This is a genomic window from Parasedimentitalea denitrificans (assembly GCF_011813015.1).
In the GTDB taxonomy this organism is placed as follows: Bacteria; Pseudomonadota; Alphaproteobacteria; order Rhodobacterales; family Rhodobacteraceae; genus Parasedimentitalea; species Parasedimentitalea denitrificans.
This window is the reverse complement of sequence record NZ_QHLQ01000002.1, coordinates 368,178-394,164: the sequence shown is the minus strand read 5'-3', so window position 1 is coordinate 394,164 and position 25,987 is coordinate 368,178. Positions and strand designations below refer to the sequence as shown.

Sequence of the window (25,987 nt, the reverse complement as noted above, 5' to 3'; positions counted from 1 at the left end):
TCACAGGCAACGCGCCGCATAATCAAACCAACCAGATGAGCCAAACTCTCACTTAGTTTAGGCCGCCTTTGGACCCAAAAACTCTGCCGACGCACATGCAAGCGGCAAAAACGGCGGGTTGCGCGTGGTGGGTAGTTTTTTGAAAATGGGCCAGAGGTAAGCCGCCAGCCTTAGTTGATATCTACGGCTTTCCTCTTGAGGACCCCTAGCGGAACAGTCTCAAGGGCGTTCTTCGTTCGTCATCAAAACTTCCTCCACCCAAAATTGGGTAATTTACAGGAAGTGTCCCGAAGGTCTTTACATATCTACACTTTAAGATACCTGACCTTCCTCAGCATTCGGCACAAAGGTCGGAAACCTGACCTTCACTGCGGTCAGCTCCAACGGCGGCAATGCGCAGTTATTGACCTTTGCAAAGTCGGCTCTCGGGACACGTCGACATGTAACGAACGGCTTTGAGCTGCCATTTGTGCAAATGATGACCAATGACCGTTTTCAGCCCAAGGGCGCCAAGCAAAATTGACCAAGAAGAAAGGAATTGGGTACTTACTTTGAACACTCCAACTAGAGATGAACTGAAACTGGCCTTAAATAGCCAAATCGAAAATGATTTGACCTGATTGCAGCTTCGAGGGAGGCAGCTCACACTCCTCTCGGCTCTGGTGAATTTCATCTGATCGAGTGTGAGTGGTACACCTACAGTAGCTGCTGTTCACATAGTGGAGACTTGGCCTCTAGAACCAATATCGCCAAGCGAAAATGATAGTCTGGAATTTTGAATTATGGCTTGGATTACCCTTCAGCAAAGATTAGCATCAAATATACATTTGATGAACTAAGAACCGAACATCATTCAGATTGGAGCGATCATCCAGTTTTCAAGTCATGATGACCTTAGCCAATTCGCGCAACTGGCTACACCGCTATGGGTGTTTGATGTGGATAGGCACAAAATATGGTGGGCAAACCCAGCAGGCATTGACTTTTGGGAAGCGCATAACCTTCTAGAGTTGCTGGATCGAGACTTCTCCACTGACAGCGATACAGTACGAATTAGGTTGCAGCAAATCGTGAACAGTTCCAGTGGATCGGAACGGATACAGGACACTTGGACGTTGTATCCAAACGGCGATCCGAAAACCGTCAGTTTGTCTTTTCTGCCGGTTCACATTGAAGCCAACGTGAACGCTGTATTGATCGAAGTTAAACAGTATTTTGACAACAACACTGACCAAGAATCTCTTCGCATTCTCGAAGCGGCACGCGCCTCCGCTCTGATGGTCAGCACGTTTTCCGCGGACGGTCGTTTACTGGCTCAAAACCCGGCAGCTTTGAATTGCTATGGCACAGCTACATCCGGGTTGCTTGGAAATGACATGGTTGGGCGCCTAAAGGATCCCGATGTTGCCAAGCAACTCTTGTCGACTGCTACTGGCGGACAGAGTTTCGATACAGAGCAGGAGATGCGTACGCAAAATGGCTTTAGGGTTCACAGAATTCTTGCACGCCGTGGACGTGACCCGGTCACTGGTACCTTTGTTGCCGTCTTAAGTGAGGAGGACATTACCAAGCAGGCGATTATTCAACGTCAGATGCAAGAACTGAACGAAAGGCTTGAAGCGGAAGTTATCGAACGAACAAGGAAGTTGGCAGAGAGTGAAGAACGATATGCCTTGGCTACGCAAAACGCAGCAATTTGGGATTGGGACATTGAACAAGATCATCTCTTTGTTTCACCAAGTTTTATTGAGGCCCTGAAGTATGATCCAAGTGATTTTCGTGTCGCTCTTGCTTCCTCAGGTATAGCCGATCTTGTACACCCAGAGGATGTAGTTTCCTATCGGGCGGAACTTGATAGGCATTTAAATGAGCCGGATGTTCCGTTCCATCATGAGCATAGATTTCTAATGGGAACTGGTGAATTTCGCTGGTTTCACGCCCTGGGTAAATGTGTAGTTGACCATGCTGGAGTCCCAAAGAGATCTGTTGGACTTTTAACAGATATTTCCGACCGAAAACGGCTTGAGGCGTCATTGTTTTCCGCTCAGCGGCTAGAAGCCATAGGGCAGCTTACAGGAGGCATTGCGCATGACTTCAATAATCTTCTGACAGTCGTGCAGGGCAACGCAGAATTGCTAGGGATTGTTGACGATCCTGACCATGAATTGGCCGGTCAAATCATTAAAGCAGCCCAAAGAGGTGCAGAACTTACGCGTCATTTACTTGCTTTTTCTAGAAAGCAGACATTGCTTCCTAGGTCAGTAGATCTATTCGACCTGGTCTCTACGATCAGTAAAACCTTGCTACGTGTACTTGGCGAGGAAGTTTCCGTGACCACTCAATTGGAAGACAATTTATGGGCCATTCATGCAGACCCCACCCAAGTTGAAAGTGCTATTTTGAACGTGGCACTTAATGCGCGGGATGCAATGCCACAGGGCGGAAAACTGGTCATCGAATGCAAGAACAGAGAAATTCCGGGTGGAGGTGGACGTTCGAACATCGAGTCTTCCCTTCAACCAGGGCAATACGTGGAAATAATTATCCGCGACACTGGCCTAGGTATGTCTGAAAATACCTTAGCGAGAGCGTTTGAGCCATTCTTCACAACTAAAGAAGTCGGCCAAGGCAGTGGCCTTGGATTGTCAATGGTATTCGGGTTTTCACGACAGTCTGGCGGTGACGCAACGATTCAAACAGCGCCTGGTGAAGGGACAACAATTTCCATCACCCTTCCACGCTCTAGTAGCGTACAAGAGACAAAAGCAGTTTCCCGACCCAGTGATGTCATTCAAGGTAAAGGTGAACACATACATGTTCTGGAAGATAATCCAGATGTGCAAAAAGTGATTTTTGAAACTTTGGAAGCTATGAACTATCGCGTTTCACTATCAAGCAATGCAAAAGCCGCAATGCAGGCAGTAACCCAAAAGCCCCATCCTGACCTTATTCTGACTGACGTGGTCCTGCCAGGGGGGCAAAGTGGATTGGATTTTGCGAGACAGGTAAGTATCTTACACCCAGGAATCAAGATTGTTCTTATGTCTGGGTATCCTGAAGGCCCGTTGACTGAAATTGCATTGGTGAAAGAAGGCTACGCATTCCTCCAAAAACCGATGGAACGAGTATTGTTGTCACAGACTATTCGTTCAGTCCTAATTGGCTAAGAGCACTCGCATTTGAGAACAGTTTTCAAGACAGTATAGATTTAAGAAACCAATCCATCGTATCGACGCCTGCTCTCCTTCGTAGTTCAAGAGCTCCATAGCGCTATACTTTTAGTTGTGATGTCCAGCGGCCAATGACGGAGCCCCTCACACCCGTTCGGGGCACCTAGTTAGTCAACCTTTTTGATTTTTTGGGGGGTTGAGGACGGATAAGATCAGGCTCTGAAACCAGTCGTTTTTCAGGTTGCAAAAGCTCACAGATTTGAACTTGGAACGGTTTTTCTGCGATGCAGAATCAAGTCAATCTTGGTGCAACAATTGAAATTTGTCAGGTGCGTGGGCCGCGCATAACCGACATTCGTGTCAAGCGCTGCTAATGTCGGCTATGCGCCCTTTGTGCTCGATCTAACGGGTCATGCTGTACCCAGCACGGATGTCGTAGAAGGGCTGACCGCTGCCGTTAGACGGGTTTGGAATGAAGGTCCGGTTAGGGTCGTTCGCAACCACATTGTGTTTCCAAGCGAGTTCGTTAGCTCGCCTTACTCCGCACCAGCCCACAGCAACCAGAATGCAAGAAGTGGAGTGTTATCAGAACGCATTGCATGCACAATACCAGGCGAATTGTAAAACGTGCCGCCGATACCGGGCTCGAACCACTCGCTGTCACCATGACAAAAGGAGCCATTGCTCAATACCAGATAAGTTTCTTCCGGTGGATGGCTATGGTCAGGATACCTAACATTCGGCGAAAGCAGGGTGACACCAAGCCAGACGTCGGTCCGCCGTTCGATGCCACCTGGACCGACTATGTTTGCGTTTGCATGGCCCTCTGCAAAGTTTGCGCTCGCGCGAGACATATCACCTGACCGTCGACGCCAATTGAGCATAGGCTCAAGCCTGAGGAAGGTTTCCACCAAATGGCGAAGCTCAGGCGCATGAAAATGCGATGGAATAGCCACCTCTTCTAAACTTTCGCGGATCGGCAATTGTGCCCCCGCTCCATCAGATATCTTAGACGGCGTTTGAAGGGCCGCTCTAATCTTTGCCAGGGATTCCTTTCCGTTGGGGTCGGTCACGTAATGGTCGGCGGCCGAAATGATTGCATCGAGGAACTCCTGCATTGGTTTGGGGCGCATCATGGTGGTCGAACCTCTCTTTTGCGGTACAGTTGGGGAAGATTGAGTTTTTAGCAATGCAGCAAAAACAGACAGGCTTGTATGAGCAGTCCATTCCGCAACAGGAGCGAATACCTGATACGAGAAATCTGCGCAGAGGCATCGCAACGAACTACCTTGAATACGCTCAACTACGAGACATCTACCAAACGTATGAAAATGTGATGATACGGTGCAGCCGCCTTTCGCCCCAAACAGCACGAAGGTACGGTTCGGGCCACAAACAGGCTTCAGCGCAGTGCAGGAGGCCGTCCACCTCATCAGGTCCACGTCTACGTGAAACCATGTTGCTAAGCGTGGGTGTGCTGAAGCTCTGGGGTTTGCCCTGAAGTGCTCCCAAGAGTGCAGAATAGGGTCGCACTGAAACACATAGACACGGAATACGTTGACCATCGCCTCGGCCGCGCCGGGAATTGAGCGATCAACATACTTTGCAGTGCCTTGCAGACTAACCTGCGCTTATGAGCGTTTCCCAATTTATGGATAGAATGACTTTCTTTAGCTTTTCAGCATAGTCTTGGAACGGTGACTTTTCTCGCAACAGTAAGCTGACCTGACGCCGGGATGTTAAGTCTGAAATTTCCCGAAAGACTAAATCTGACGGTGCTATGTGCAGCACGGCCTTGGGCAATATCGTAACCCATTTGTCTGATCGAACCATTGCAATTAGCGATAGGGTGTTTCGGGCAGAGAGATCCGCATGGGATGTTAGTTCTTGAAAGCTTTCTGACTCAACTGAGAGGCACAAATCGTTCTTGATGAACGCGTCCGACACCACATCAGTCAGGTGTATTGGGCCCGCCTTATAGGCTAACGGATGACGCGGCGAGCAAATGAGCCCGAAGCGATCTGAGAACAGTGGTGTCTGTTGAATTCCATTCAGCGTGTGGTGACTGGAGGCGATGCCGATATCAGCTTTACCCCTGCTCAGAGCGTCGACCACCTGCTGGGAATCCGTGTCGCGCAGTTCAATCTTGGTTCCGGGGCAGACATCACGGAATTTTTGCACCATCGAGGGGAACATAAGTCCTGCGACCGACGGCACAGAGGCTACGCGTACAAGGCCCTGTGGAGCAACCGCCGCGGCTTGAATGGCCTTGATGGTGTCGTCAAACTGGCGCAACTCAATTCCAGCGAGCTCAAAAATCTGCTGTCCAACCGGTGTCAGTTGATTTTTGCGATCACTGACAAACAGGCGCCGACCGAGGTGATCCTCCAACTGTTTGAGCGTCATTGAGACTGCGGACTGCGTCCTACCCAATCTTGTCGCCGCATCGCCCAGATTCCCGGCTTCAGCTACCGCGCTGAAACTACGTAACATTTCTATTTTGATCGCCATGATTTCAAAAGTCCTGAAATTTAATTAAGTTATTTAAATTTGACTGATATCACTAGTGGAGTCCATTCTTTCTCTAACTCAATGCGTGGGAAAACTGATGTCTGAGACCAAACTGAACTTGATTGCTGGAAACTGGACTGCGGGAGAAAGCGAAAGCGAAAACCGCAACCCGTCGGATCTGAGCGATATGATTGGCATGTTCGCGCAGGCGAGCACCCATCAGCTGGAAGAGACCCTTAGCCAGGCACAAGTCGCGCAGGCGGAATGGGCTGCCTACGGCATAGAGCGTAAACAGTCGGTGTTGATGAATATCGGCAACGAGATGATGGCGCGGGCCGAGGAGTTGGGTACTTTGCTGAGCCGGGAAGAGGGTAAACCTCTGGCCGAAGGCAAAGGCGAAGTTTTTCGGGCCGGGCAGTTCTTTACCTATTACGCTGCTGAATGCCTTCGTCAACTGGGCGAAAATGCGGATTCGGTGCGCGCTGGTGTCGAAATCGACGTGCGCCGAGAAGCGGTGGGGGTTGTTGCCATCATCTCCCCATGGAACTTTCCAACCGCCACCGCTTCGTGGAAAATTGCTCCGGCGCTCTGCTATGGTAATGCTGTGGTTTGGAAGCCTGCCAATATCACTCCGGCTTCGGCCGTGGCGCTTGCGGAAATCATTGCCAAACAGGACATTCCAAAGGGGTTGTTCAGCCTTGTGATGGGCTCTGGCCGTTCTATCGGTCAACAACTGGTGGAAAGCCCTAAAGTGAACGCAATTTCGTTTACTGGGTCGTTGCCTGTGGGCAAGGGGATTGCCACTGCTGCCATTCAAAACCTGACCAAGGTTCAGATGGAAATGGGGTCCAAAAACGCGTTGGCTGTGATGGATGACGCCGATCTGGATCTGGCTGTTATGCTGGCCTTGGGGGGGGCATTTGGCAGTACAGGTCAGAAATGCACGGCCTCTTCGCGGCTGGTAGTCCATAGTGCCGTGCACGACAGCTTTGTAGAAAAACTGGTTGCTGGCACCAAAGCAATGAAGGTGGGCCACGCGCTGGAGGTTGGAACCCAGATGGGGCCAGTCGTCAGTCAACAACAGCTTGATGAAAATCTGGCCTACGTTGATCTGGGGCTATCCGAAGGGGCAGAATTGGCTTGTGGCGGCGCCCGATTAGATATGCCGCATGATGGTTTTTACATGTCGCCCGGAGTATTCCTGAACACCACCAATGACATGCGCATTAACCGCGAGGAAATGTTTGCGCCTCTGACCTCGGTGATCAAAGTGGGCAGCTATGACGAGGCCCTAAGCGTAGTCAATGACACCAATTTTGGCCTGACATCAGGTATCGTAACGCAGAGCCTTGCCCGCTCTACGCATTTCCGCCGCAATGCGCGCACTGGAGTGGTGACGGTTAACTTGCCAACCGCAGGCACTGATTACCACGTGCCCTTTGGTGGGCGCGGTGACAGCTCATACGGGCCACGCGAACAGGGTAAGTCAGCTGCAGAGTTCTATACCACCGTCAAAACTGCCTATATCAGCGCGGGGATACCGGTCTAATGCGTATCGACGGCCTGCAATATGCCAATTGGTCCGAAAAGATCTTTCGGCAGTTGCGGGAGGGCGGCGTGGATGCCGTCCACGTCACCATTGCCTATCACGAGACGTTTCGTGAAACGGTTCTGAATTTCGAAAAGTGGAACCGCTGGTTCGAACAATACGCAGATCTGATTATGAAGGGCCAATGGGCCAGCGACATTGATGCGGCGTGTGAAACTGGGCGCACCGCTATCTTCTTTGGTTTTCAAAATCCCAGCCCAATGGAGGATGACATTGGGCTGATCGAAATCCTGCACACGCTGGGTGCCCGTTTCATGCAGCTGACCTATAACAATCAGTCGCTGTTGGCGTCTGGTTGCTATGAGAGTGAAGACACTGGAATAACCCGAATGGGTCGACAGGTCATCAAAGAGATGAACCGCGTTGGTATGGTTATCGACATGAGCCATTCGGCGGATCGCTCCACCATTCAGGCAGCAGATCTATCCGGGCGCCCAATCGCCATCACTCACGCAAACCCTTTTGATTGGGCGCCAGCTCTGCGGAACAAGAAAAACGATGTAATCCGGGCTGTGACCGAAAACGGTGGCATGTTTGGGTTCTCGATCTACCCACATCATCTGAAAAATAAATCGGACTGCACTCTGCATGAGTTCTGCGAGATGATCGCCCGTTGTGCCGACCGGTTTGGCATCGAGCATTTGGGCATTGGCAGCGACCTTTGCCAGGACCAGCCCGATGCAACCGTTGAGTGGATGCGTGTCGGTCGATGGACCAAAGACATCGACTACGGTGAGGGTTCAGCAGACAAACCGGGTTTCCCCGACATGCCCGAATGGTTTCGTGACAACCGTGATTTTGGGAGCCTGGAAAGCGGGCTGCGTGGGGTAGGGATGTCTGACGCTGAAATTACTTCGATCCTTGGCGGCAACTGGCATCGCTTCTATGCCGCAAATTTCTCGCCGCAGGCCTGACGCATGATAGGCAGCGCCCCTCTAACAGTCTCCCGCCGCGATCCTAAACGCGTTATGCGACTCAAGAGACTCGGTTCATTGCACCAATGTCGCCTTAGCTTTATGCGGATTTTGACCCGGCGCATGGCGGATGAAGCCTGGGAGTTTACCTGCCCTGTCTTCAACATTGGGGCGGATGGTACAGGCCACGCAGTCTATTGTGCCAAGGGCCCAGTACGTACCTATTCTCTGGTCGCTTTTGCGCATGAACTGCCGGCGGAAATGCGATCGGACCGGGTCATTGCAGAGGCGTGGGATGCTACGTTCACATTGTTTGATGGCATCCCGGATGCCAGTGACATTGCGCGACTGTCGCAAAACGTTCCCTTACAAGAAGCTGGTCGGGTGAGTGAAAGCGAGCTCTCCCTCTCAAGGGCAAATCGCTCGGTGCGTTTGTGGACGCATGTTGTCGAATCTTTAGCCGCCGGTCAGCAACCTGACTCTGAGCAACTGGCGGGCGTCGGCTATCTGATGCGTACAACGGCCGTTTATGGCTCTGGAAAATTTGGAGCCGCCGACCGCGAGGTGATCGCGGATAGGTCGGAGTTTGCCGCGCCGTTCCAAGCTGAGATGCTTTCGGTATTCCTGACCCGCGCTTTTGTACGGGATCTAGTTGAACACGCAGCCCTGATCAAAGGTGGAGATACAGCAGTGCGGCTAGATCCCAAAGTTGCGCGGCAGCTTGGGATTGGCAATTCGACCGGGCTTGGCATGGCGCCGTTCATCGTGAACCATCCCATGTTATTCAACAATTGGATCATGGCGCGCGAAGAGGCATTGTTACGGGTCCGGCAGGTATTTCTCGCATCAGAGAATGAAATTTCTCTGTTCCAAGAGACGCTAGAGTGTAGCTCTCGTTCGATAGCTCAATGGCATTCTGAACATCCAATGCAAATCGCAAAGCTGGACGCTCTTCGGGCGGATTTGGATGCACTTACTAATTACCTTGCAGAGCATGAACTTACAAAAGAGCACCCCTGGGACCATCTCGTTCAGTGGTGTGAGGCAAACCTGAGCGAAGAAGGTCAGGAACTGACAGTCTCATTGCTGATGGAGCCCTATGGGCACCTAGTGGATGATCTGTCGAGCTGTTTGTCAGACAGCAATTCAGATGCTTTTTTGATCGACGGCAGCATGTCGATTAGGACCCTGAAAAACCTGATCGTATCCTGTTTTGGTTGGGCGTTGGAATTGGATTGGTCCAGCTCAGAAAACTGCGCGCGTGCTTGGTATGTATCTGCTGAGAAGCTTGAGCCACGCATTGGGGCTCGTTTTGAGGAACCGATAGCCGACTATGAACAGCCCTTGGCTCCGGCACGGGATGCGGCACGGGCCTTTGTCACGCTTGGTGAATGGGATCAAGACATTACGGTCGCGGAGTTCCTGTTGGTCCACCCCGAACACCGGCACACCGTAAGGCGTGCCCAGATCAACGCCTCTGCGCCGTATAGCGAGATCCAAGACAATACCATCAGCGAAGATGTTCTGCCGATCGATATGCTGCGGGCCAAGCTGTCCTTCTTTGGCGCCACACATTTTGACCCACGCTCAGACCGGTGGGTGCGAATTTGCATGTTCCAAGGTGCGCCGTACCCCAGTGAACTTACGAAAGAGAATGCCGATTATTGGGTCTATCCGGTTTCGGAGCGCGCGCAATGAGTTATTCGCTGAACGAAATTGAGGCTCTCAGCAAGCGGGCGGCTCGTGGGGCGGGGCTGGATTGGGGGGTCGCGGAAGAGGCATCTAAAGCCACTCGTTGGCTTTGCGCGCAGGACTTTGACGGTTGTCGGCTGCTGAGTAGCGTTTTGAGCGAGTGCCAGACTGAAAGTAAACGCTTGCAGGCACCGCAGTCTTTATCTGGTGAATGGCGTGGGCAGTTAAGGACGCTTTGCCCGATACAAACGGGCACCGCGTTGTCGGATTGTGCAGCGCAGGTTGCTTCGGATGGTGTCGAGATCCGCGATCTGTCCAATCCGCTGTTCATTCTGCCGTTTGTTGCGGCGGTCGCCCGTTTAGCCAAAACCTGTCTGCTGGTGACCTGGGAAGGCGCAACCATCACAACGGATGGAAACACCGTTGATCTACAATTATCGGTTGAGACAACGCCCTATGTCGAACGTGCTGATCGATTGGTGATTGCCCAAACTGCACCGATGACCATGCCCACGAAATTGCCCTGTCGTGCCAATCCCCGCAGCCAGAACTGGCACGACCTCAACGCACTTGCCGCGCTGACCTATGCGCCCGCAACGGAAACGTCGCGGCGCCTTGGGGCAGGGGGTGGGCAAACTGATAATGACTAATCCGGAGACGTCATGACTGATACCCGAACCCTAAGTCTTGCTGAAATCGAAGAGCTGTCGTTCCAAGCGCTAGTGGCGGCTGGAACCTCTGCGGACAACGCACGCCCTCTGGCGATTGCGACCGCCGCGACCGAGGCGGACGGCGTCGCCAGCCACGGGTTGGCCTATATCCCGATTTATGCAGAGCACGTTCAATGTGGCAAAGTCGATGGCCAAGCTGTACCCAAACTGGAAGTGACGCGCCCAGGCGTGATCACAGTGGATGCAGCTACGGGGTTTGCGCATTCGGCTATTGATAAGGGGTTTGAACAGCTGATCCCACTAGCCCGTCAACAGGGCGTTGCGGTGCTGTCTATCCACAATTCATATAATTGCGGCGTTCTGGGGTACCACACTAATCGTTTGGCTGAAGCGGGTCTGGTTGGGCTTGGATTCACAAATGCACCGGCGTCAATCGCGCCATCGGGGGGATACAAACCCGTTGTCGGCACTAATCCCTTTTCGATTGCCGCGCCGGGAATTGATGGAAAACCAGCGATATTGATCGACCAGAGTGCCAGTACCATCGCCAAGAGTGAAGTGATGAAGCATGCGCGCGAAGGCAAACCGATACCTGTTGGCTGGGCTTTGGACGGGGACGGCAACCCGACCACTGATCCAAATGTTGGCCTAAAGGGCTCTATGGCCCCATCCGGAGGATACAAAGGTGTCGGAGTTGCATTGCTGGTTGAAATGATGGCTGGGGCTTTGAGTGGGGCCACCTTGGGTATCAAAGCTTCGCCGTTTTCCGGCACCGCTGGGGGGCCACCTAAAACGGGGCAATTTTTCCTGGCAATCGATCCAGCAGCAACATCCGGAGATCAGTTTGCCGCTCGTATCGCGGACCTTGCAAACGCGGTTCATGAACAGGATGGCGCACATTTGCCAGGGGATGGACGCACGAAAAAGCGCGCTTTGGCGCAGACACAAGGCGTTGCGGTTAACACCGCAACTCTTGCCCGGATCGAGGCACTCCTCGGTTAGGGGTATTGCCTGTCAGGGGAAGGCAGGCCAATTGGAGGGGTTACAGAGTAACCCATTCCAAATGCTCTTAAATGAGCCAACAGTGGAAGGGAGAGTTCCAATGTCAATCAAGCCTCCATTTACGGAGCTGGAAATTATAAAGGCAGAAGCTGGATTCTATGAAGGGTACAGTCTGCCAATTGCGCTTATCAGTAAGATCACAATGGCCTTGCTGGTCGTCTGGGCGCTAGTATGGCCCGCCAATGCAAACAGCGCTTTGGGAAGTCTAAACTGGAAAATTCTGGGGGATTTTAACGCTTTTTACATTGTGATCGTTGGGGCATTCGCGTTCTTCCTGTTTATTGTAGCCGCGTTGCCGCAAACCGGAAAACGGGTCATGGGACGCGCAGGCGAGGCGCCTGAATTTTCAAACTTCTCGTGGTTCTCGATGATGTTTGGGGCTGGTTTGGGTGTTGGGCTGATGGTTTTCGCCACTGCCGAGCCCATGGGCCTGTGGGGATCAAACCCGGTGGTGGTTTCCGGTGAGGTTACAGGCAATGCCGAAGCAGCCTTACAATCTGGATACCGCTATACATTCCTGCACTATGGCATCCACGCCTGGGCGATCTATGTGGTGACTGGGTTGTCTTTGGCATACTATGCTTACACGCGTGATATGCCGTTGACGATCCGATCCGCCCTAACACCATTGTTTGGAAAATATGTAAACGGAATCTTTGGTCACATCGTCGATGTTCTGGGTGTTGTTGCCACCATTTTGGGTGTGTCAGTTACCATCGGTTTCGGTGTCAGCCAGTTCATTGATGGGCTGTATGCGATCACTGGCATGGAATGGATGATGGACATGACCGGCGATGCTCCGGCCCCTGGTACCGTGGGTCTTGTTGCTGGCTTGGTGATTATCATGGGGTTGTCGATCATTTCAGCCGTTTCTGGTGTGGGACGTGGGGTTAAATACCTGTCGAACCTGAACCTAGTGTTGTCGATTATCCTGCTGCTGACCTTTGTGATTTTTGGATCCTTCCTGTTTGCAATGACCACCTATGCCACTGCGCTGATGGACTACATTCTGCACTTTGCCGCGCTTAGTTTTGGTCCATATACACCGCAGTCCCCAGAGGTCTTTGCGGCGGCTTTGCCGGAAGCAGCCAAACCTCTTGCCGGTGATTTGATGGCGGGGGCAACCAATGCCTGGGGTTCCTTTGGTGGGTTTAAATCAGGTCTAGAAGGTGCCGCTGCAGCACTGCCAGAGGAAACTCTCGCTGCTGTGTACGATGCTGGTAACGCGGGACGTCAGTTCGGCTGGCAGGCTGGTTGGACCACGTTCTACTGGGCTTGGTGGATCGCATTCTCACCCTTCGTTGGACTGTTCCTAGCTCGCATTTCCAAAGGTCGTTCGGTCCGGGAATTCATCGTCGGATGTGTGTTCGCACCTACTTTGGTTTGCTTTGCCTGGATGACCATTCTGGGTGGCACGGCGATTGATCTGGAACTAACCGGGGACGCCAACGGCGTAATCATCGGAGCCTCAAACACTGCAAAATTGTTTGTGACTCTGGGTGAAATGCTCTCGGGTGGTTTCCTGACTGCGATCACCGTTATGTGTGTAGTCTTGATCCTGACCTTCCTGGTGACCTCGGCTGACTCTGGCATTCTGGTGATGAACACCATCATGTCCGGTGGTGAGCAGGAAACAGGTACCAAACACCGTATTGTCTGGGGTGTGATCCTGACTTTGGTGATCGGTACGCTGCTGATCGCGGGTAAAAACAACGGCGGCGCAGATCCGATGGAAGCGTTGAAAAGCGCGATGATTATCGGTGCTTTACCGTTCACGATGGTGATGGGGCTGATGTGTGTGTCACTGGCCAAGGCGCTGTATCGTGATGGGCTGCGTGACAAGCATAGCGCAGTAAAAGCTGCACCTGCCGAGTAACTAATAATTCTCGGGCGGGCTGTAGTGGCCCGCTCGTTCTAACAGCGCGTAACTCATGTGTACTGAGCGACGCTAACGCCTCCTCCGAAAATAGAGAATACCATGACATACAGTGGATTTCGGGTCATTCGCGAAGCGTTGACCGGCCATAAAGGGTGGCGACCTGTCTGGCGCGATTCCAAGCCAAAACCGAGTTATGATTTTGTCATCATTGGCGGCGGCGGTCACGGCTTGGCAACAGCCTATTACCTTGCCCGTGAGTTTGGCGAAGCAAACATTGCGGTTGTTGAAAAGGGTTGGATTGGTGGGGGCAATGTTGGGCGCAACACGACCATCATCCGATCAAACTATCTGCTGGATGGCAATGAACCATTCTATGAGTTTTCGCTCAAGCTCTGGGAGAGTCTAGAGCAGGAACTGAACTATAACGCCATGGTAAGCCAGCGCGGTATTTTGAACCTTGTGCACAGCGATGCCCAACGAGACGCGGCACGTCGGCGGGGGAACGCAATGATCCTGAACGGGTCAGATGCCGAGTTGCTGGATGTTGATGGGGTTCGCAAACTCTATCCCTTCCTGAATTTTGATAATGCGCGGTTCCCGATCAAGGGTGGATTGCTGCATCGACGTGGCGGCACCGTGCGTCATGATGCGGTGGCCTGGGGCTATGCCCGTGGGGCAGACCGACGGGGTGTCGACATCATCCAAAACTGTGAAGTCACCGGGTTTCGCATCGAAAATGGGCGCTGCCTGGGGGTTGAAACCACAAAAGGATTTATTGGTGCAACCAAACTCGGTGTGTCCGTCGCTGGCTCGTCCAGCCGGGTGATGGCCATGGCAGGGATGCGGTTGCCTATCGAAAGCCATGTCTTGCAGGCCTTTGCCAGCGAAGGGTTAAAGCCCACATTGCCCGGAGTCATCACCTATGGCGCAGGCCATTTTTATTGCAGCCAATCGAACAAAGGCGGCCTTGTCTTTGGCGGCGATATCGACGGCTACAATTCCTATGCACAACGCGGCAACCTTCCTGCTGTCGAGGACGTCGCAGAAAGCGGGATATCCCTGATCCCGGCCTTGGGCCGCGTACGTCTGTTGCGCAGTTGGGGCGGCATCATGGACATGTCGATGGATGGATCCCCGTTTATCGATAAGACGCCTATTGACGGTCTCTATTTCAACGGCGGTTGGTGTTACGGCGGTTTCAAGGCAACGCCTGCTGCTGGTTTTGCCTTTGCCCACCTGATGTCAACAGACCGTCCGCATAAAACCGCCACAGCGTATCGTCTCGATCGATTTCGCACAGGGCAGATAATTGATGAAAAAGGGCAGGGCGCGCAGCCCAACCTGCACTGAAGAGAGACCATATGATCATTCCTCATCCCTTACTGGGCCCGCGAGATGCACAGGAGTTTACCTATCTCGGTGATGCCAGCCTGATTAATCGTCCGGATTGGCAAAGTGAAAACGCTATGCAAGAATTTCATGACTACCTCTACCTGCGGGATAACCCGGCGGGCCTGCACCGCGAGCTTTGGTTTCATGAGCAAGGGGACCGGTCCTGGTTGGTGGTTACCCGCAATACGATGACTCACGAAATAACACAGGTAGAGCTGGCAAGCGATGTTGCCCGCTCACATGGGCGCAGCAGATGACGCAAGTTAACCGGCTGAGTGGTGGTCGACTAGACCGTAGTAAATCGTTGTCTTTTTCGTTTAATGGTAAAGCCTATAAAGGCTATCAGGGGGATACCCTGGCCTCGGCATTACTGGCCAATGATGTTCGTTTGGTTGGTCGTTCGTTCAAGTCTCACCGCCCACGGGGAATCTTTTCCGCTGGATCGGAAGAACCAAATGCCTTAGTCGAACTGGGCAGTGGCGCTAGGCAGGACCCCAATACCCGAGCGACAACAACAGAGTTGTTTGATGGGTTGACTGCACGGTCGCAAAACCACTGGCCATCGTTGAAATATGACCTGCTGGCTGTGAACGACCGGTTGTCCGGTTTCCTGACGGCGGGATTTTATTACAAGACGTTCACTTGGCCTGCGACCTTTTGGGAAAAGCTATACGAGCCGATCATTCGACGGGCTGCCGGGTTGGGTAGCTTATCGATGCAGAACGACCCCGACCTTTACGATAAAGGGTTCTTACACTGTGATTTGTTGGTAATTGGCGCAGGTCCTGCCGGGCTGGCGGCTGCGCTGACAGCGGGGCGCTCTGGAGCTAGAGTGCTGCTTGCCGAGGAGGAATTCCTGCTTGGTGGTCGCTTAATCGCTGAGGATATGGCGCTTGGCGATGACCCAGCCGCACATTGGGTTGCAAGAGTCCAAGCTGAGTTGAGCAGCATGGACAATGTGCGCATCCTGCTCCGTACAACTGTGAATGGGGCCTACGACCACGGTGTCTACAGCGCCCTGGAACGGGTGTCGGACCATATGGCGTCACCTGAACAGGGGAAACCGCGCCAGGTCCTATGGCGGATATATCCCAAACAGGCTTTGGTTTGCACTGGCGCCATTGAACGTCCCATCGCGTTTGAGAACAATGATCGCCCAGGTGTCATGTTGGGCGGTGCAGTGCGTGCATACGCTAACAGGTGGGCAGTGACCCCAGCGCAATCGGTTGTGGTCTTTACAAACAGCAATGATGGTCATCGCACAGCTAAGGACCTGCTGGGAAAAGGCATTTCAATTCCGGCAATCATTGATATACGGCAAGACGCTCCAAGGCTGTCCGGTGTAGAGGTCTTGGCCGGCGCCCAGGTTATCGACAGCAGTGGACGCAGCGGTTTGAAGTCGATCAAGGCCCGTTTGGCAAATGGTGAGATTCGTAGTTTCGCCTGCGGGGCTTTGGCGGTCAGCGGTGGTTGGAACCCTAACCTTAGTCTCACCTGTCACCAACGGTCCCGTCCGGAATGGTGTGAGGACATTGCCAGCTTTGTCCCAAGGCGGGACTTGCCGCCCGGTCAATTGGTTGCAGGGGCTGCAAGGGGTGATTTTTCAACTTCGAGGGCGTTGCAAGGGGGTATGAATGAAGCACTGAAGGCGTTGCAAAACATTGGCCTGACCGGGCAGGGAATCGAGCTGCCCAAGGCCGAGGATGCTGATCCATCGCTTACACCATTCTGGCACGTCAACGGTGCCAAAGGCCGGGCTTGGGTTGATCTGCAAAATGATGTGACCGTCAAAGACGTGACATTGGCCCATCAGGAAGGGTTCCGGTCGGTCGAACATCTGAAGCGCTACACGACATTGGGCATGGCCACCGATCAGGGAAAGACTTCCAATATAGGAGGATTGGCTGTGATGGCAGAGTTGACCGGCAAGGCCATACCCGAGACCGGCACGACTATGTTTCGGCCACCCTATACACCGGTTGCCCTTGGGGCATTGGCAGGACGATCAGTTGGCAAAGATTTTCACCCAACCCGTAAAACGCCGAGCCATAAATGGGCAGAGGAGCAAGGCGCAGTCTTTGTCGAAACCGGGAATTGGTTGCGGGCACAATGGTTTCCACAGCCGGGGGAAACCCATTGGCGGCAAACTGTTGATCGCGAAGCACGAGCGGTTCGTAAATCTGTAGGTGTTTGTGATGTGACAACTTTGGGCAAAATAGATGTCCAAGGCAGTGATGCTGCAACTTTTCTGAACAAGATTTACGCCAACGGATTTGCCAAATTACAGGTGGGGAAAGTGCGCTATGGGATAATGCTGCGCGAAGACGGTATCGCTTATGACGACGGTACCGCTGCACGTTTTGCGGAAGACCACTTTGTGGTCACAACCACCACCGCAAATGCGGTGCTGGTTTATCGCAACATGGAATTTGCACGCCAATGCCTCTGGCCGGATCTGGATGTGCAGATGATTTCTACAACCGAAGCCTGGGCACAATATGCGATCGCCGGTCCTAACTCACGACAAGTGCTTCAAAAAGTTGTAGACCCGGAGCACGATATTTCTAACGAGGCTTTTCCCTTCATGGCGTGCAGGGAAGTCACGATCTGCGGTGGGCTGCGGGCGCGCCTGTTTCGGATCTCGTTTTCAGGTGAACTTGCCTACGAGCTGGCAGTACCGGCTCGATTTGGGGATGCCCTGATCCGCAGTCTAATGGCAGCAGGTGCCGAATATGATGTCGTGCCGTATGGGACAGAAGCACTGGGTGTGTTGCGTGTAGAAAAAGGCCACGCTGCAGGGGCGGAGCTGAATGGCACCACCACCAGCCTGAACCTGGGCCTTGGTCGCATGGTGTCGAAGAAAAAAGACTTCATCGGTGCAACGCTGAGCAGGCGTGATGGTCTGAATGGAGAAGACCAGTTGACTTTGGTGGGGTTTCAACCGGTGTCCAAGGGAGATTTTATTGTGTCCGGCATGCACCTGATGAACAATGAGGCCCCAACCGATGCCGCCAATGATCAGGGTTATCTTACCTCAGCCATCCATTCACCAAATCTGGGCCACTCCATTGGACTAGGTTTTCTGAAGAATGGTCACGACCGGCTGGGCGAAACGTTACGGGCCGTAAATCCTTTGGAGGGAGGTGAAGTTGCAGTCGAAGTTCTCTCCCCTCATTTTATCGATCCAGAAGGAGAGCGGCTCCGTGACTGATCTGCAAATGATGACGCCATTGGGCAATACAACGCCGGCTGTGGAACACTTTGGCACGACCTGCATCGCCGAGCATTGCGTCACAGAGCTCGTGTCTCTTGCCGCACGTCGAGGCCAGACGGAATTGTTACAAAGCTGTGTGGAAAAAGAGTTGGGAGTGCGCCTTCCCAGAGTCGGAGGCACGGCCACCGGCACTGAGGTCAGTGCTTGGTGGATTGGACCTGACCAGTGGATGATTGAGGCTCGTTGGGACATCAAATCGGCGCTTGCTGGCCGGGTTGCACAAGGGATCGGCAAGTTGGGCTCTGTTGTTGATCAGAGTGATGGATGGGTTCGATACGACATAAGCGGACCTGAGGTCAAATCCGCGTTCGAGAAGTTGACGGCAATCGACGTTCAAATGATGCAATCGGGGACAGTTGTACGGTCTACTATTCACCATATCGGCTGCTTTATCCGTTGTGAAACCGCCAGAGACTACTACTCTATTTATGGACCGAGATCATCTGCAGGCAGCCTGCATGAAGCACTGATTGGAACTGCGGTGGCGATTTTACCGGCTGAATAGCAACCGGCACATTTGTGAATACTGAAAAGGCCAAGAACTCTTTGGTCATTATGCAGCAAACAGTATGCTTCCCCGTATCGGCGTCCCCAGTTTTACAGCAACCATCGAGAAAACCCCTGTCATTGGAGAATTAGAGCAGGGTTTAAGTTCGTTGCCCAGGACATTTAGGCTTGGATCCATCGTCAACTGTTTATCGCTCATCAATCGTGTCCTAGATAATATTCCTCTGATTAGCACATAGGACAACGAAACAGGAGAGGGTGTTAGTGAAGGTCAACAGGCTCGCCACATCCATTGATCCGGTGCATTGCCTAGTAGGCGTCGGGATGCTCGATGGGGCAGCTAGTCATCAGCAATTTCGAAAAGACGGGACGATGCATCAGGGATTGAGGTGCTGCCCGCAATCTGTTCGCTAAAGCGGCTTTTGGCGAACCTGCGGCGAAATCAAATTTTGTCCACTTAGCTGACATTGGTGCAATGCGCAGCGAATGGTTACTCCCCCGCCCTTCCAGCTTCAAATCTCCCTCATGCTGCACTGTGCTCCAATGTCGTAGAAGGGCTGGATCCAGTCATGGGCCACATAGGGGCATCCGTACTTTTGCAGCAGATGTGCTACTGCACCGCCGCAAGTCTGCTTTGAGCCCAGATTGAAAAATGCTGCCCTCTGCATCAAATTTCGCTCATTTGCGCTGAAGAAATGTGAATGTGACGGATCCTTTCGATTTGGAATCTCAGTCGAACGGTCGTTGAAGCAAAGCCATGTAACCGTAGAAATACGGATTGGTGATTGTGCCCACACCTGCGATGAATGCAGATGGCAGTCTTATACTCAATAATTTCCTGGCGAAATGCTTTGCTATGGTCGTTTGCCGTCATACTTGGGCTCAGCGGGGTGGCGTTTTTTGAACGGCAAAACGTGGTCCGTGAACTGACGGTCAAAAGTGCAACACTGCATCGCTTAGCCTCCCAACGGGCGGATCAACATGATGCGCATTTGACTTCTTTGTCTGCGATTTTTGTGGCGGGTGGGGTTGAGCGGCAAGATCTGGTATTGGATGTTGCGGCAACAATCACGCGCTTCTATCCACGAATTACCTCGGTGAATGTCGTCCCATATGATCCGTCCCAACCGATAATAGAAACGCAACCCGGTCTCTCGACACAGGCCAGGGAACGTGTCGTTGAATTGGCGCGCCGCTCGACAGGGGCTCTGCAAATCGGGAAAATGCCTAGTTTGTCGGATCATTACCTGCTTGTGAAACGCACGCCCAATTCCGACGTGGCTCAGCATGGTTTGGCGCTGGTGATCGACGCCCGCGCGCTGATTGCCACAGATGATCCATTTTGGGACGCGCCATCGGCTTCTTTGCGCCTTTCCACGCCAGACAGTCAAACGGCATTGGTGGGTCAGGTTGCATCAGGCGAGACTGGGTTTTCCAAACCGCTAGGGAGTGTGTCTCAGCCCTTGGTGTTTGAGACCTCGTTGGCGGTCGGTCTGTCTGACCTCTTGCCGGTCAGGAAAGTAATCTCTGTAATCGCAATGGTCACAGCACTCTTTTTGCTGGCGGCCTTCGGCTTCAAACAACGCGCACGCACCAAAGATGCGGAAAGCCGCGCCAAACTCAGCGCGCAGGAAACGCGGCTTGCCCATGCGTCGCGCGTCAATGCAATGGGCGAAATGGCCAGCGGCATGGCGCATGAACTGGCGCAACCGCTGACCGCAATCCTGAGCCAAGCACAGGCTGGACGTCATTTGGCGCGGCGCGGTGATGTTGAACGTCTTGGCTCTGTGTTGGACGACACAGTGTCCCAAGCACAGCGCGCAGCGAATATCCTTGATCGCCTGAGACGCTGGAGCAAACCCAACCGTGCGCCTTCTAAGAGCTGTTCTGTCCACGAAGCTGCCCAAAGCGTTCAGAACCTGTTGGCATTGGAGGCCAAGACCAAGGGGGCTGCCATTACACTATCGTTGCATAAGGAACCGCTCTTTGTTGACGCTGATCCGGTTGAGCTGGAACAGATTGTGTTTAATCTCGTACGTAATGCGCTTGATGCCTCGGATGCGGCACAGGTCAGGATCAACACGCATATCGATGGTCCGTTCGCTGTTCTGGATGTCAGCGATACCGGGCCAGGAGTGGCTGAACACCTGAAACCCCGCATCTTTGAACCTTTCGTGACAGGAAAACCGGACGGAACGGGGCTTGGCCTCGCGCTGTGCCAAAGGCTGGTCGAGGAAATGAACGGTGATATCATGCTGTTGGACGCCACCAACCAAACCACTTTCCGCCTGTCCCTGCCGCTTTCAACCAAGGCGGTGGCAACATGAGCAATCATGTTTATCTCGTTGATGATGATGAAGCCGTCCGCAACGCATTAAGCCTGCTGTTGGAAACCGTCGGGCTGAAAGTACGCAGCTTTGCGTCGCCCGAAACATTCTTGGCGCAAGCGGCAGGTCTGACGCCAGGCTGCCTGATCCTTGATATCAGGATGCCCGCAATTTCGGGCCTAAAACTACAAGAAAAGCTGACTGACCAGGGCGTATCATGGCCCACTGTTATTATCAGCGGGCATGGCGATATCGAGGCATGCAGGCGCGCGTTTCGCAATGGCGCGATCGATTTTTTGAGCAAGCCGGTAGACGAGCAAGACTTGATCGACGCGATCCAGAAGGGTCACCGAGAACTTGAAAGCCACCAGCAGGCGTCAGCAGAACGCGCTGAGGCGGTGGCATTGGTGCAGCATCTCTCCACACGCGAACAACAAGTCTTGGAGATGATCGCGAAGGGCCTGACAACCAAGCAAATCGCTGATGCGCTTACCCTGTCGCCTCGCACGGTAGAAAGTCACCGCGCAGCGATTGCGGCCAAAGCGGGCACGTCTTCGGCAGCCGAACTGACACGGTATTGGCTGGATGCACAGGCTGATCAGTAGAACTACGGTGTCTTTTGTGGAGGCTACGAATGCCGCCAATCCACATGGCAGATTACAACCGGAGCATCAGTTCAACAAAAGGAGAAACACGATGATCCGTTCTATTGCTCTTGCGACAGCGCTTCTGACACCAATCGCGGCCTTTGCCCGAGACCTGCCGACAGCGCCCTATCTGCCGCTCAATATGGCAACCAAATCCGCACAAGCCGCCATCGCAGCATGCTCTGCTGAGGGCTACAATGTCAGCGTTGCAATCGTTGCGCGCAGCGGTGTGACCAAAGTGCATTTGCGCGCAGACAACGCAGGCCCGCACACAGTTGGCTCCAGCACAGGTAAGGCCTTTACATCCGCCAGCATGGGCCGTGACACGGCAGGTCTTGCGGGCTTTATTGGCGCCAAACCTGAAAACGGCGGCCTGCGCGATATGGACAGCCGTCTGGTGATCCAGGCAGGCGGATTACCTATCAAAATCGATGGAGCATTGGTCGGAGGCATCGGAGTCGGTGGCGCGCCATCCGGTGCAATTGACGAGACATGTGCGCGTGCAGGTCTTGACGCAATCGGCGCTGAATAATCCAATCGCGGCCCTTCCTGAACTGGGACGGGCCAATCTCATTAAAAGGAAAAATCATGCTTCGTTTTTTGCTGTTCGCTTTGGCAATTGGCAACGCTGGTGCTTCTCATGCACAAACGGCCCCGTTTGCCTCGGACATCGTATCTTATACCGGTCTGCATCTCGCAGCCCATGAGGGCGATGTAGATGAAATCAACCGTCTGATCGCAGCAGGTGCTGACCTGAACATCCGTGATCGGTCCCTGCGCACCCCTGCGCATATCGCGGCCTTTGCTTCACATGATGACGCGCTGATAGCTCTCGCAAACGGTGGCGCGGATATGAATACCTTGGAAGACGGTATCTATGATGTTCTGACGATTGCAGCGGTGGCGAATGATCCTGAGATGGTCTCGCTTGCCATGCAGCTTGGCAACAAGCCCGACCTGATCACCAGCGTTTATGACGGCACCGCCTTGATTGCCGCTGCCCACCTTGGGCACCATGATGTCGTGGCGCGCCTGGTGGCTGGTGGCGCTCCACTGGATCATATCAACAATCTGGCGTGGACGGCTTTGATTGAAGCGGTTGTCTTGGGTGACGGTGGCAAAGATCACATCAAAACGGTGCAGATCCTCGTTGAGGCGGGCGCAGATAAATCTATCGGCGATCGCGATGGGGTTACAGCGCTGCAACACGCCACATCACGCGGCTACACCGAAATGGTTGACATCCTGAAATAGGAGGTATGGCAATAACACCTATCAAGGTGTGATATTTTGAAGGCTGCCGTGCCCACGAAACTCCTTGCAACTTTCCCATAGCCACCGTCGGTGCAACTGCGGAGAATGGCAGTTTTGCCCACTGAGCAGACCTCCATGCAGATTGGAGCGAATAGCAGCTCACCGTCCTTAATACCGAAATGTGCAGGGTACAGCATTGATCTCAGATGCGGGCTCGAAACGAAAGATCGCTCTGACTAAAATGAAGATCCAGAGTGGGCCGACCCTAAAATCGGCCCAACTTTCTAGATTTCAACCGCTTCAGAGATTGCCAGAGCGTCTTCCGACTCAACGCCGAGGTATCTGACCGTGCTGTCCATCTTTGTGTGACCAAGCAGGAGCTGAACCGCGCGTAAGTTGCCGGTCTTCCTGTAAATCTGCGAAACCTTGGTGCGGCGCATCGAATGCGTTCCATAGGCGCATGGTTCAAGCCCAATGGATTTGAACCATTCACGAACCAGCCGCGCATATTGGCGTGTCGAGATGTGCAGGCGTTCATGGAACCGCCCCAGCCACAAGTACTTAGACCCTTTCATCAATGGGTCGGCCATCCAGCATAAGAGCGATTTCCTCGTTCGGTCTGTGATCTCAAACCGGACTGGGTTTTTTTGTTTTACTCTGGATGATCGATGCGCGCTCTTTGACCTGTCCTGCCGCAAATACGCCAGCGATTTTTAGGCAAACCAGATCGCATCCTCGAAGTTTGCTGTCGATGGCTAGGTTGAAAAGTGCAAGATCGCGATGATTGCCCGCGATCTCCAGGCGAACGCGGATCGCCCAGACGTGTTTGGGCAGCAGTGGTCGCTTTTGCCCGACAATGCGCCCTTTGTTCCATGCCGGGCGGCAGGCACGAATAGCAGGCAAGTTTTGCAATTGCATGATGTTTTCTCCAATCCACCACGCCCATCCACGTCGACAACCCGACGTTGACACAGCTGTCTACCACGAACCGGAGAAGAACTGAGAAAGCCTAGTTTGAACACAAAAAACCGGATGATGCACCATGCATATTTCGACGCTAAGGCGGAGAACAGACTTTCGTTGCAGTGTGAGCCGACGGCGGCAATGCGCAGATAGTGACCTTTGCAAAGCCGAGTGTGGACATCTGATGACGCAGGTTAGACTGCGAGAGTTTGAAGAGACGATCCCGCAAAGGGGCCATTAGCAAGGGGTCGCAGTACAAAAGGATATGCGCACCACCCCGAAACGGGATGGTGCAAGATTGTAGGTTGTCAGTGGGTACCGCCGCGTTTGGCGTTAATTACCGTCTGTTCGAGCGGGTTGTAGCCTTCCGGAACAGGAACAAGGTTCACCCGTTCAGAGTAGGATGCATAGAAAGTTTTTAGCTCTTCTACGAGATCAGGCATCTGACCAGCAAGGTTAGTAAGCTCGGACGGATCGGCCTCAATGTCATAGAGTTCCCAATCGCCAGTTCCCTTTGGCTCAAGGTTTTGCATCAACTTATAACGACCCTGAAACACTGCGCTGGAGCCCGCAAGTTCATAGCCGACGGGATTGTCATCGCCGCGAACTGTATCGGTTTCACTCATCAGTACAGGAAGCATGCTAATCCCATCCGGCACATTGATTTTCCGGCCATCATAAACCGGACCAGGCATGTCAACACCGGCTACTTCGAGTAGCGTTGGCATGATGTCCCGCACATAAGAGAAACTGTCGATGCGGCTACCTGGCTCAACTACGCCAGGGAAGCGCACGATCAAAGGAACACGCAGGCCGCCCTCGGTTGAGAATGTCTTGAAATAGCTACCCGGCACTGCAGACGCTGCTGCCCAACCCGGGCCATAGTCGGCGTAAACGCCTTTTTGGCCCATGCTCGAATAGTCGCCAGCAAAGTCCTCTAGATAAACCTTGTCGTAGTTGGCTTTGTACCACTCGCGGTAGGCCTCGGACAGCGGCAGCTGATTGGGATCTGGACCGTTGTCAGACAAAAAGACAACGATTGTGTTATCCGCAATGCCGCGTTTCTCGAGATGGGCAAGCAGCTTTGAGATATTGACATCCATGTTGTCGAGCATGCCTGCATAAGTCTGCATTTGCCGTGAGCGGAAGGCCTTTTCCTCGTCGGTAAGTGCTTCCCAATCTGGCATCTGCCATGGCTCATAAGACGTGTTGAGCATCTCAAGATCGAGCCCGACGTCTGGCGAAACCAAGCCCAGTTCCTTCTGACGGGCAAGGCGCGTGGAACGTAGTGCTTCGAACCCCTCATCATAGACACCGTCATATTTGTCGATGAATTCTTTTGGGGCCTGGTGGGGATAGTGCATGGCCTGATATCCAACCCAAGCGAGGAAAGGTTTGCCATCATCAAGGTTACTGTCGATGTATTCGATCATTCGATCCGTATAGAAATTCGATGAGAAGTAGTCCTCCTTGGGGAGGCTCGCGAGCTCTCCGTCCTCAAAGTAATGCACACGCTCATAGAAGGGCGCATAGGGCTGTTCGACCCAATTGTCGGCACCACTTTCGGCCAATATGAATGATTTCTCAAAACCGCGATCATGCGGGATTGATCCCGGTTTGCTGCCGAGGTGCCATTTGCCGGTCATGTATGTGTGGTAACCAGCATCTTGCAACAGGCGCGGCATCGTAACAACTGTGTCGTTCAAGTGTCCCTCATATCCGGGTTTTCCAAATTGGTTATCAGCTTGAATTTCAGCCATATTCCCCAGGCCGGCGAGGTGATTATCAACACCACTAATCAGCATCGTACGTGTGGGCGAGCAAGACGCGCCGACATGGAAATTGGTAAACAGCATACCGTCGGCGGCAAGCTGGTCGATGGCTGGGGTTTCGACTTCGCTGCCAAAGGCACCGACATCGGAGAACCCCATATCATCTGCTATTATCATAAGGATATTGGGGCGCGTCTCGTCAGCTTGGGCTCCCGACCCACCTAACGAAAACGCAAATGCGCTTAACGTGGAATAGAGTATTTGTCTCTGAAACATTGGAAATTCCTATTTGAGTTGAAAGTTAATTTGCGAATGGTGCGCTGTTTACTGCGCCAATTATTAT

General features: G+C 53.1%; 18 protein-coding genes and 1 pseudogene. 15 read left to right on the top strand and 4 right to left on the bottom strand.

The features are described 5' to 3' along the window. Window positions 1-929: 929 nt before the first annotated feature. The gene (locus tag DL239_RS04500) at window positions 930-3,167 is read left to right on the top strand and encodes an ATP-binding protein (protein ID WP_369410536.1); all 2,238 of its coding nucleotides are present in this window, start codon (window positions 930-932) and stop codon (window positions 3,165-3,167) included. 539 nt (window positions 3,168-3,706) lie between these two features. Here DL239_RS04500 and DL239_RS04495 read toward each other — a convergent pair. After that, complete coding sequence (locus DL239_RS04495) at window positions 3,707-4,306, bottom strand: dimethylsulfonioproprionate lyase family protein (protein ID WP_240931716.1); 600 nt, start codon at window positions 4,304-4,306, stop codon at window positions 3,707-3,709. Window positions 4,307-4,790: 484 nt separating this feature from the next. Then, the gene (locus tag DL239_RS04490) at window positions 4,791-5,681 is read right to left on the bottom strand and encodes a LysR family transcriptional regulator (RefSeq protein ID WP_167682709.1); all 891 of its coding nucleotides are present in this window, start codon (window positions 5,679-5,681) and stop codon (window positions 4,791-4,793) included. Between the two features lie 97 nt (window positions 5,682-5,778). On the opposite strand from DL239_RS04490, the gene DL239_RS04485 reads away from it, so the two are divergent. The 14 genes from DL239_RS04485 to DL239_RS04415 all read left to right on the top strand — a co-directional run bounded on the left by DL239_RS04485 (window position 5,779) and on the right by DL239_RS04415 (window position 22,909). Then, window positions 5,779-7,230, top strand: a complete 1,452-nt coding sequence (locus DL239_RS04485) for an aldehyde dehydrogenase family protein (protein ID WP_167682708.1) — start codon at window positions 5,779-5,781, stop codon at window positions 7,228-7,230. After that, window positions 7,230-8,204 (top strand): membrane dipeptidase, encoded by a 975-nt coding sequence (locus DL239_RS04480; RefSeq protein ID WP_167682706.1) that lies wholly within the window; start codon window positions 7,230-7,232, stop codon window positions 8,202-8,204. Before DL239_RS04485 ends, DL239_RS04480 begins: the two co-directional genes overlap by 1 nt. A 3-nt stretch (window positions 8,205-8,207) precedes the next feature. Continuing rightward, window positions 8,208-9,902 carry a hypothetical protein gene (locus DL239_RS04475; protein ID WP_167682704.1) on the top strand — a complete coding sequence of 565 codons (1,695 nt, stop codon included), beginning with the start codon at window positions 8,208-8,210 and terminating at the stop codon, window positions 9,900-9,902. Beyond that, window positions 9,899-10,546, top strand: coding sequence for a DUF3726 domain-containing protein (locus DL239_RS04470; RefSeq protein WP_167682702.1), 648 nt, complete (start codon window positions 9,899-9,901; stop codon window positions 10,544-10,546). Before DL239_RS04475 ends, DL239_RS04470 begins: the two co-directional genes overlap by 4 nt. Window positions 10,547-10,558: 12 nt before the next feature. Continuing rightward, window positions 10,559-11,569 (top strand): Ldh family oxidoreductase, encoded by a 1,011-nt coding sequence (locus tag DL239_RS04465; protein WP_167682700.1) that lies wholly within the window; start codon window positions 10,559-10,561, stop codon window positions 11,567-11,569. A 100-nt stretch (window positions 11,570-11,669) separates the two neighbouring features. Continuing rightward, window positions 11,670-13,505 carry a BCCT family transporter gene (locus DL239_RS04460; protein ID WP_167682698.1) on the top strand — a complete coding sequence of 612 codons (1,836 nt, stop codon included), beginning with the start codon at window positions 11,670-11,672 and terminating at the stop codon, window positions 13,503-13,505. A gap of 102 nt (window positions 13,506-13,607) precedes the next feature. Then, the gene (locus tag DL239_RS04455; protein ID WP_167682696.1) at window positions 13,608-14,858 is read left to right on the top strand and encodes a sarcosine oxidase subunit beta family protein; all 1,251 of its coding nucleotides are present in this window, start codon (window positions 13,608-13,610) and stop codon (window positions 14,856-14,858) included. An 11-nt stretch (window positions 14,859-14,869) separates the two neighbouring features. Then, a complete protein-coding gene (locus DL239_RS04450; RefSeq protein ID WP_167682694.1) occupies window positions 14,870-15,157 on the top strand; it encodes a sarcosine oxidase subunit delta in 288 nt (95 codons plus the stop codon). Next, the gene (locus DL239_RS04445) at window positions 15,154-18,111 is read left to right on the top strand and encodes a sarcosine oxidase subunit alpha family protein (RefSeq protein WP_167682692.1); all 2,958 of its coding nucleotides are present in this window, start codon (window positions 15,154-15,156) and stop codon (window positions 18,109-18,111) included. The genes DL239_RS04450 and DL239_RS04445 overlap by 4 nt, the downstream gene beginning before the upstream one ends. Next, on the top strand, window positions 18,104-18,679 hold the full coding sequence (locus tag DL239_RS04440; protein ID WP_167682690.1) for a sarcosine oxidase subunit gamma: 576 nt from the start codon (window positions 18,104-18,106) through the stop codon (window positions 18,677-18,679). The genes DL239_RS04445 and DL239_RS04440 overlap by 8 nt, the downstream gene beginning before the upstream one ends. Before the next feature lie 814 nt (window positions 18,680-19,493). After that, window positions 19,494-21,008, top strand: a complete 1,515-nt coding sequence (locus DL239_RS04430) for a sensor histidine kinase (protein WP_206188332.1) — start codon at window positions 19,494-19,496, stop codon at window positions 21,006-21,008. After that, window positions 21,005-21,613, top strand: coding sequence for a response regulator transcription factor (locus DL239_RS04425; RefSeq protein WP_167682686.1), 609 nt, complete (start codon window positions 21,005-21,007; stop codon window positions 21,611-21,613). The genes DL239_RS04430 and DL239_RS04425 overlap by 4 nt, the downstream gene beginning before the upstream one ends. Window positions 21,614-21,704: 91 nt before the next feature. Continuing rightward, entirely contained in the window at window positions 21,705-22,187 is a 483-nt protein-coding gene (locus DL239_RS04420) for a GlcG/HbpS family heme-binding protein (RefSeq protein WP_167682684.1), read from the top strand. Window positions 22,188-22,243: 56 nt separating this feature from the next. After that, window positions 22,244-22,909, top strand: coding sequence for an ankyrin repeat domain-containing protein (locus DL239_RS04415; protein WP_167682682.1), 666 nt, complete (start codon window positions 22,244-22,246; stop codon window positions 22,907-22,909). A 284-nt stretch (window positions 22,910-23,193) separates the two neighbouring features. On the opposite strand, the pseudogene DL239_RS04410 reads toward DL239_RS04415, so the two are convergent. Together DL239_RS04410 and DL239_RS04405 are read right to left on the bottom strand one after the other, a co-directional pair. Further along, window positions 23,194-23,827: pseudogene (locus DL239_RS04410) on the bottom strand (tyrosine-type recombinase/integrase). A gap of 353 nt (window positions 23,828-24,180) precedes the next feature. Continuing rightward, window positions 24,181-25,920 carry an arylsulfatase gene (locus tag DL239_RS04405; protein WP_167682680.1) on the bottom strand — a complete coding sequence of 580 codons (1,740 nt, stop codon included), beginning with the start codon at window positions 25,918-25,920 and terminating at the stop codon, window positions 24,181-24,183. Window positions 25,921-25,987: the final 67 nt, after the last annotated feature.

What these genes read in the sequence shown, in the direction of transcription:
- DL239_RS04495 (WP_240931716.1), bottom strand. Translation starts at nt 4,306, where the DNA reads ATGATGCGCCCCAAACCAATGCAGGAGTTCCTCGATGCAATCATTTCG.
- DL239_RS04490 (WP_167682709.1), bottom strand. Translation starts at nt 5,681, where the DNA reads ATGGCGATCAAAATAGAAATGTTACGTAGTTTCAGCGCGGTAGCTGAA.
- DL239_RS04485 (WP_167682708.1), top strand. Translation starts at nt 5,779, where the DNA reads ATGTCTGAGACCAAACTGAACTTGATTGCTGGAAACTGGACTGCGGGA.
- DL239_RS04480 (WP_167682706.1), top strand. Translation starts at nt 7,230, where the DNA reads ATGCGTATCGACGGCCTGCAATATGCCAATTGGTCCGAAAAGATCTTT.
- DL239_RS04475 (WP_167682704.1), top strand. Translation starts at nt 8,208, where the DNA reads ATGATAGGCAGCGCCCCTCTAACAGTCTCCCGCCGCGATCCTAAACGC.
- DL239_RS04470 (WP_167682702.1), top strand. Translation starts at nt 9,899, where the DNA reads ATGAGTTATTCGCTGAACGAAATTGAGGCTCTCAGCAAGCGGGCGGCT.
- DL239_RS04465 (WP_167682700.1), top strand. Translation starts at nt 10,559, where the DNA reads ATGACTGATACCCGAACCCTAAGTCTTGCTGAAATCGAAGAGCTGTCG.
- DL239_RS04460 (WP_167682698.1), top strand. Translation starts at nt 11,670, where the DNA reads ATGTCAATCAAGCCTCCATTTACGGAGCTGGAAATTATAAAGGCAGAA.
- DL239_RS04455 (WP_167682696.1), top strand. Translation starts at nt 13,608, where the DNA reads ATGACATACAGTGGATTTCGGGTCATTCGCGAAGCGTTGACCGGCCAT.
- DL239_RS04450 (WP_167682694.1), top strand. Translation starts at nt 14,870, where the DNA reads ATGATCATTCCTCATCCCTTACTGGGCCCGCGAGATGCACAGGAGTTT.
- DL239_RS04445 (WP_167682692.1), top strand. Translation starts at nt 15,154, where the DNA reads ATGACGCAAGTTAACCGGCTGAGTGGTGGTCGACTAGACCGTAGTAAA.
- DL239_RS04430 (WP_206188332.1), top strand. Translation starts at nt 19,494, where the DNA reads ATGGCAGTCTTATACTCAATAATTTCCTGGCGAAATGCTTTGCTATGG.
- DL239_RS04425 (WP_167682686.1), top strand. Translation starts at nt 21,005, where the DNA reads ATGAGCAATCATGTTTATCTCGTTGATGATGATGAAGCCGTCCGCAAC.
- DL239_RS04420 (WP_167682684.1), top strand. Translation starts at nt 21,705, where the DNA reads ATGATCCGTTCTATTGCTCTTGCGACAGCGCTTCTGACACCAATCGCG.
- DL239_RS04415 (WP_167682682.1), top strand. Translation starts at nt 22,244, where the DNA reads ATGCTTCGTTTTTTGCTGTTCGCTTTGGCAATTGGCAACGCTGGTGCT.
- DL239_RS04405 (WP_167682680.1), bottom strand. Translation starts at nt 25,920, where the DNA reads ATGTTTCAGAGACAAATACTCTATTCCACGTTAAGCGCATTTGCGTTT.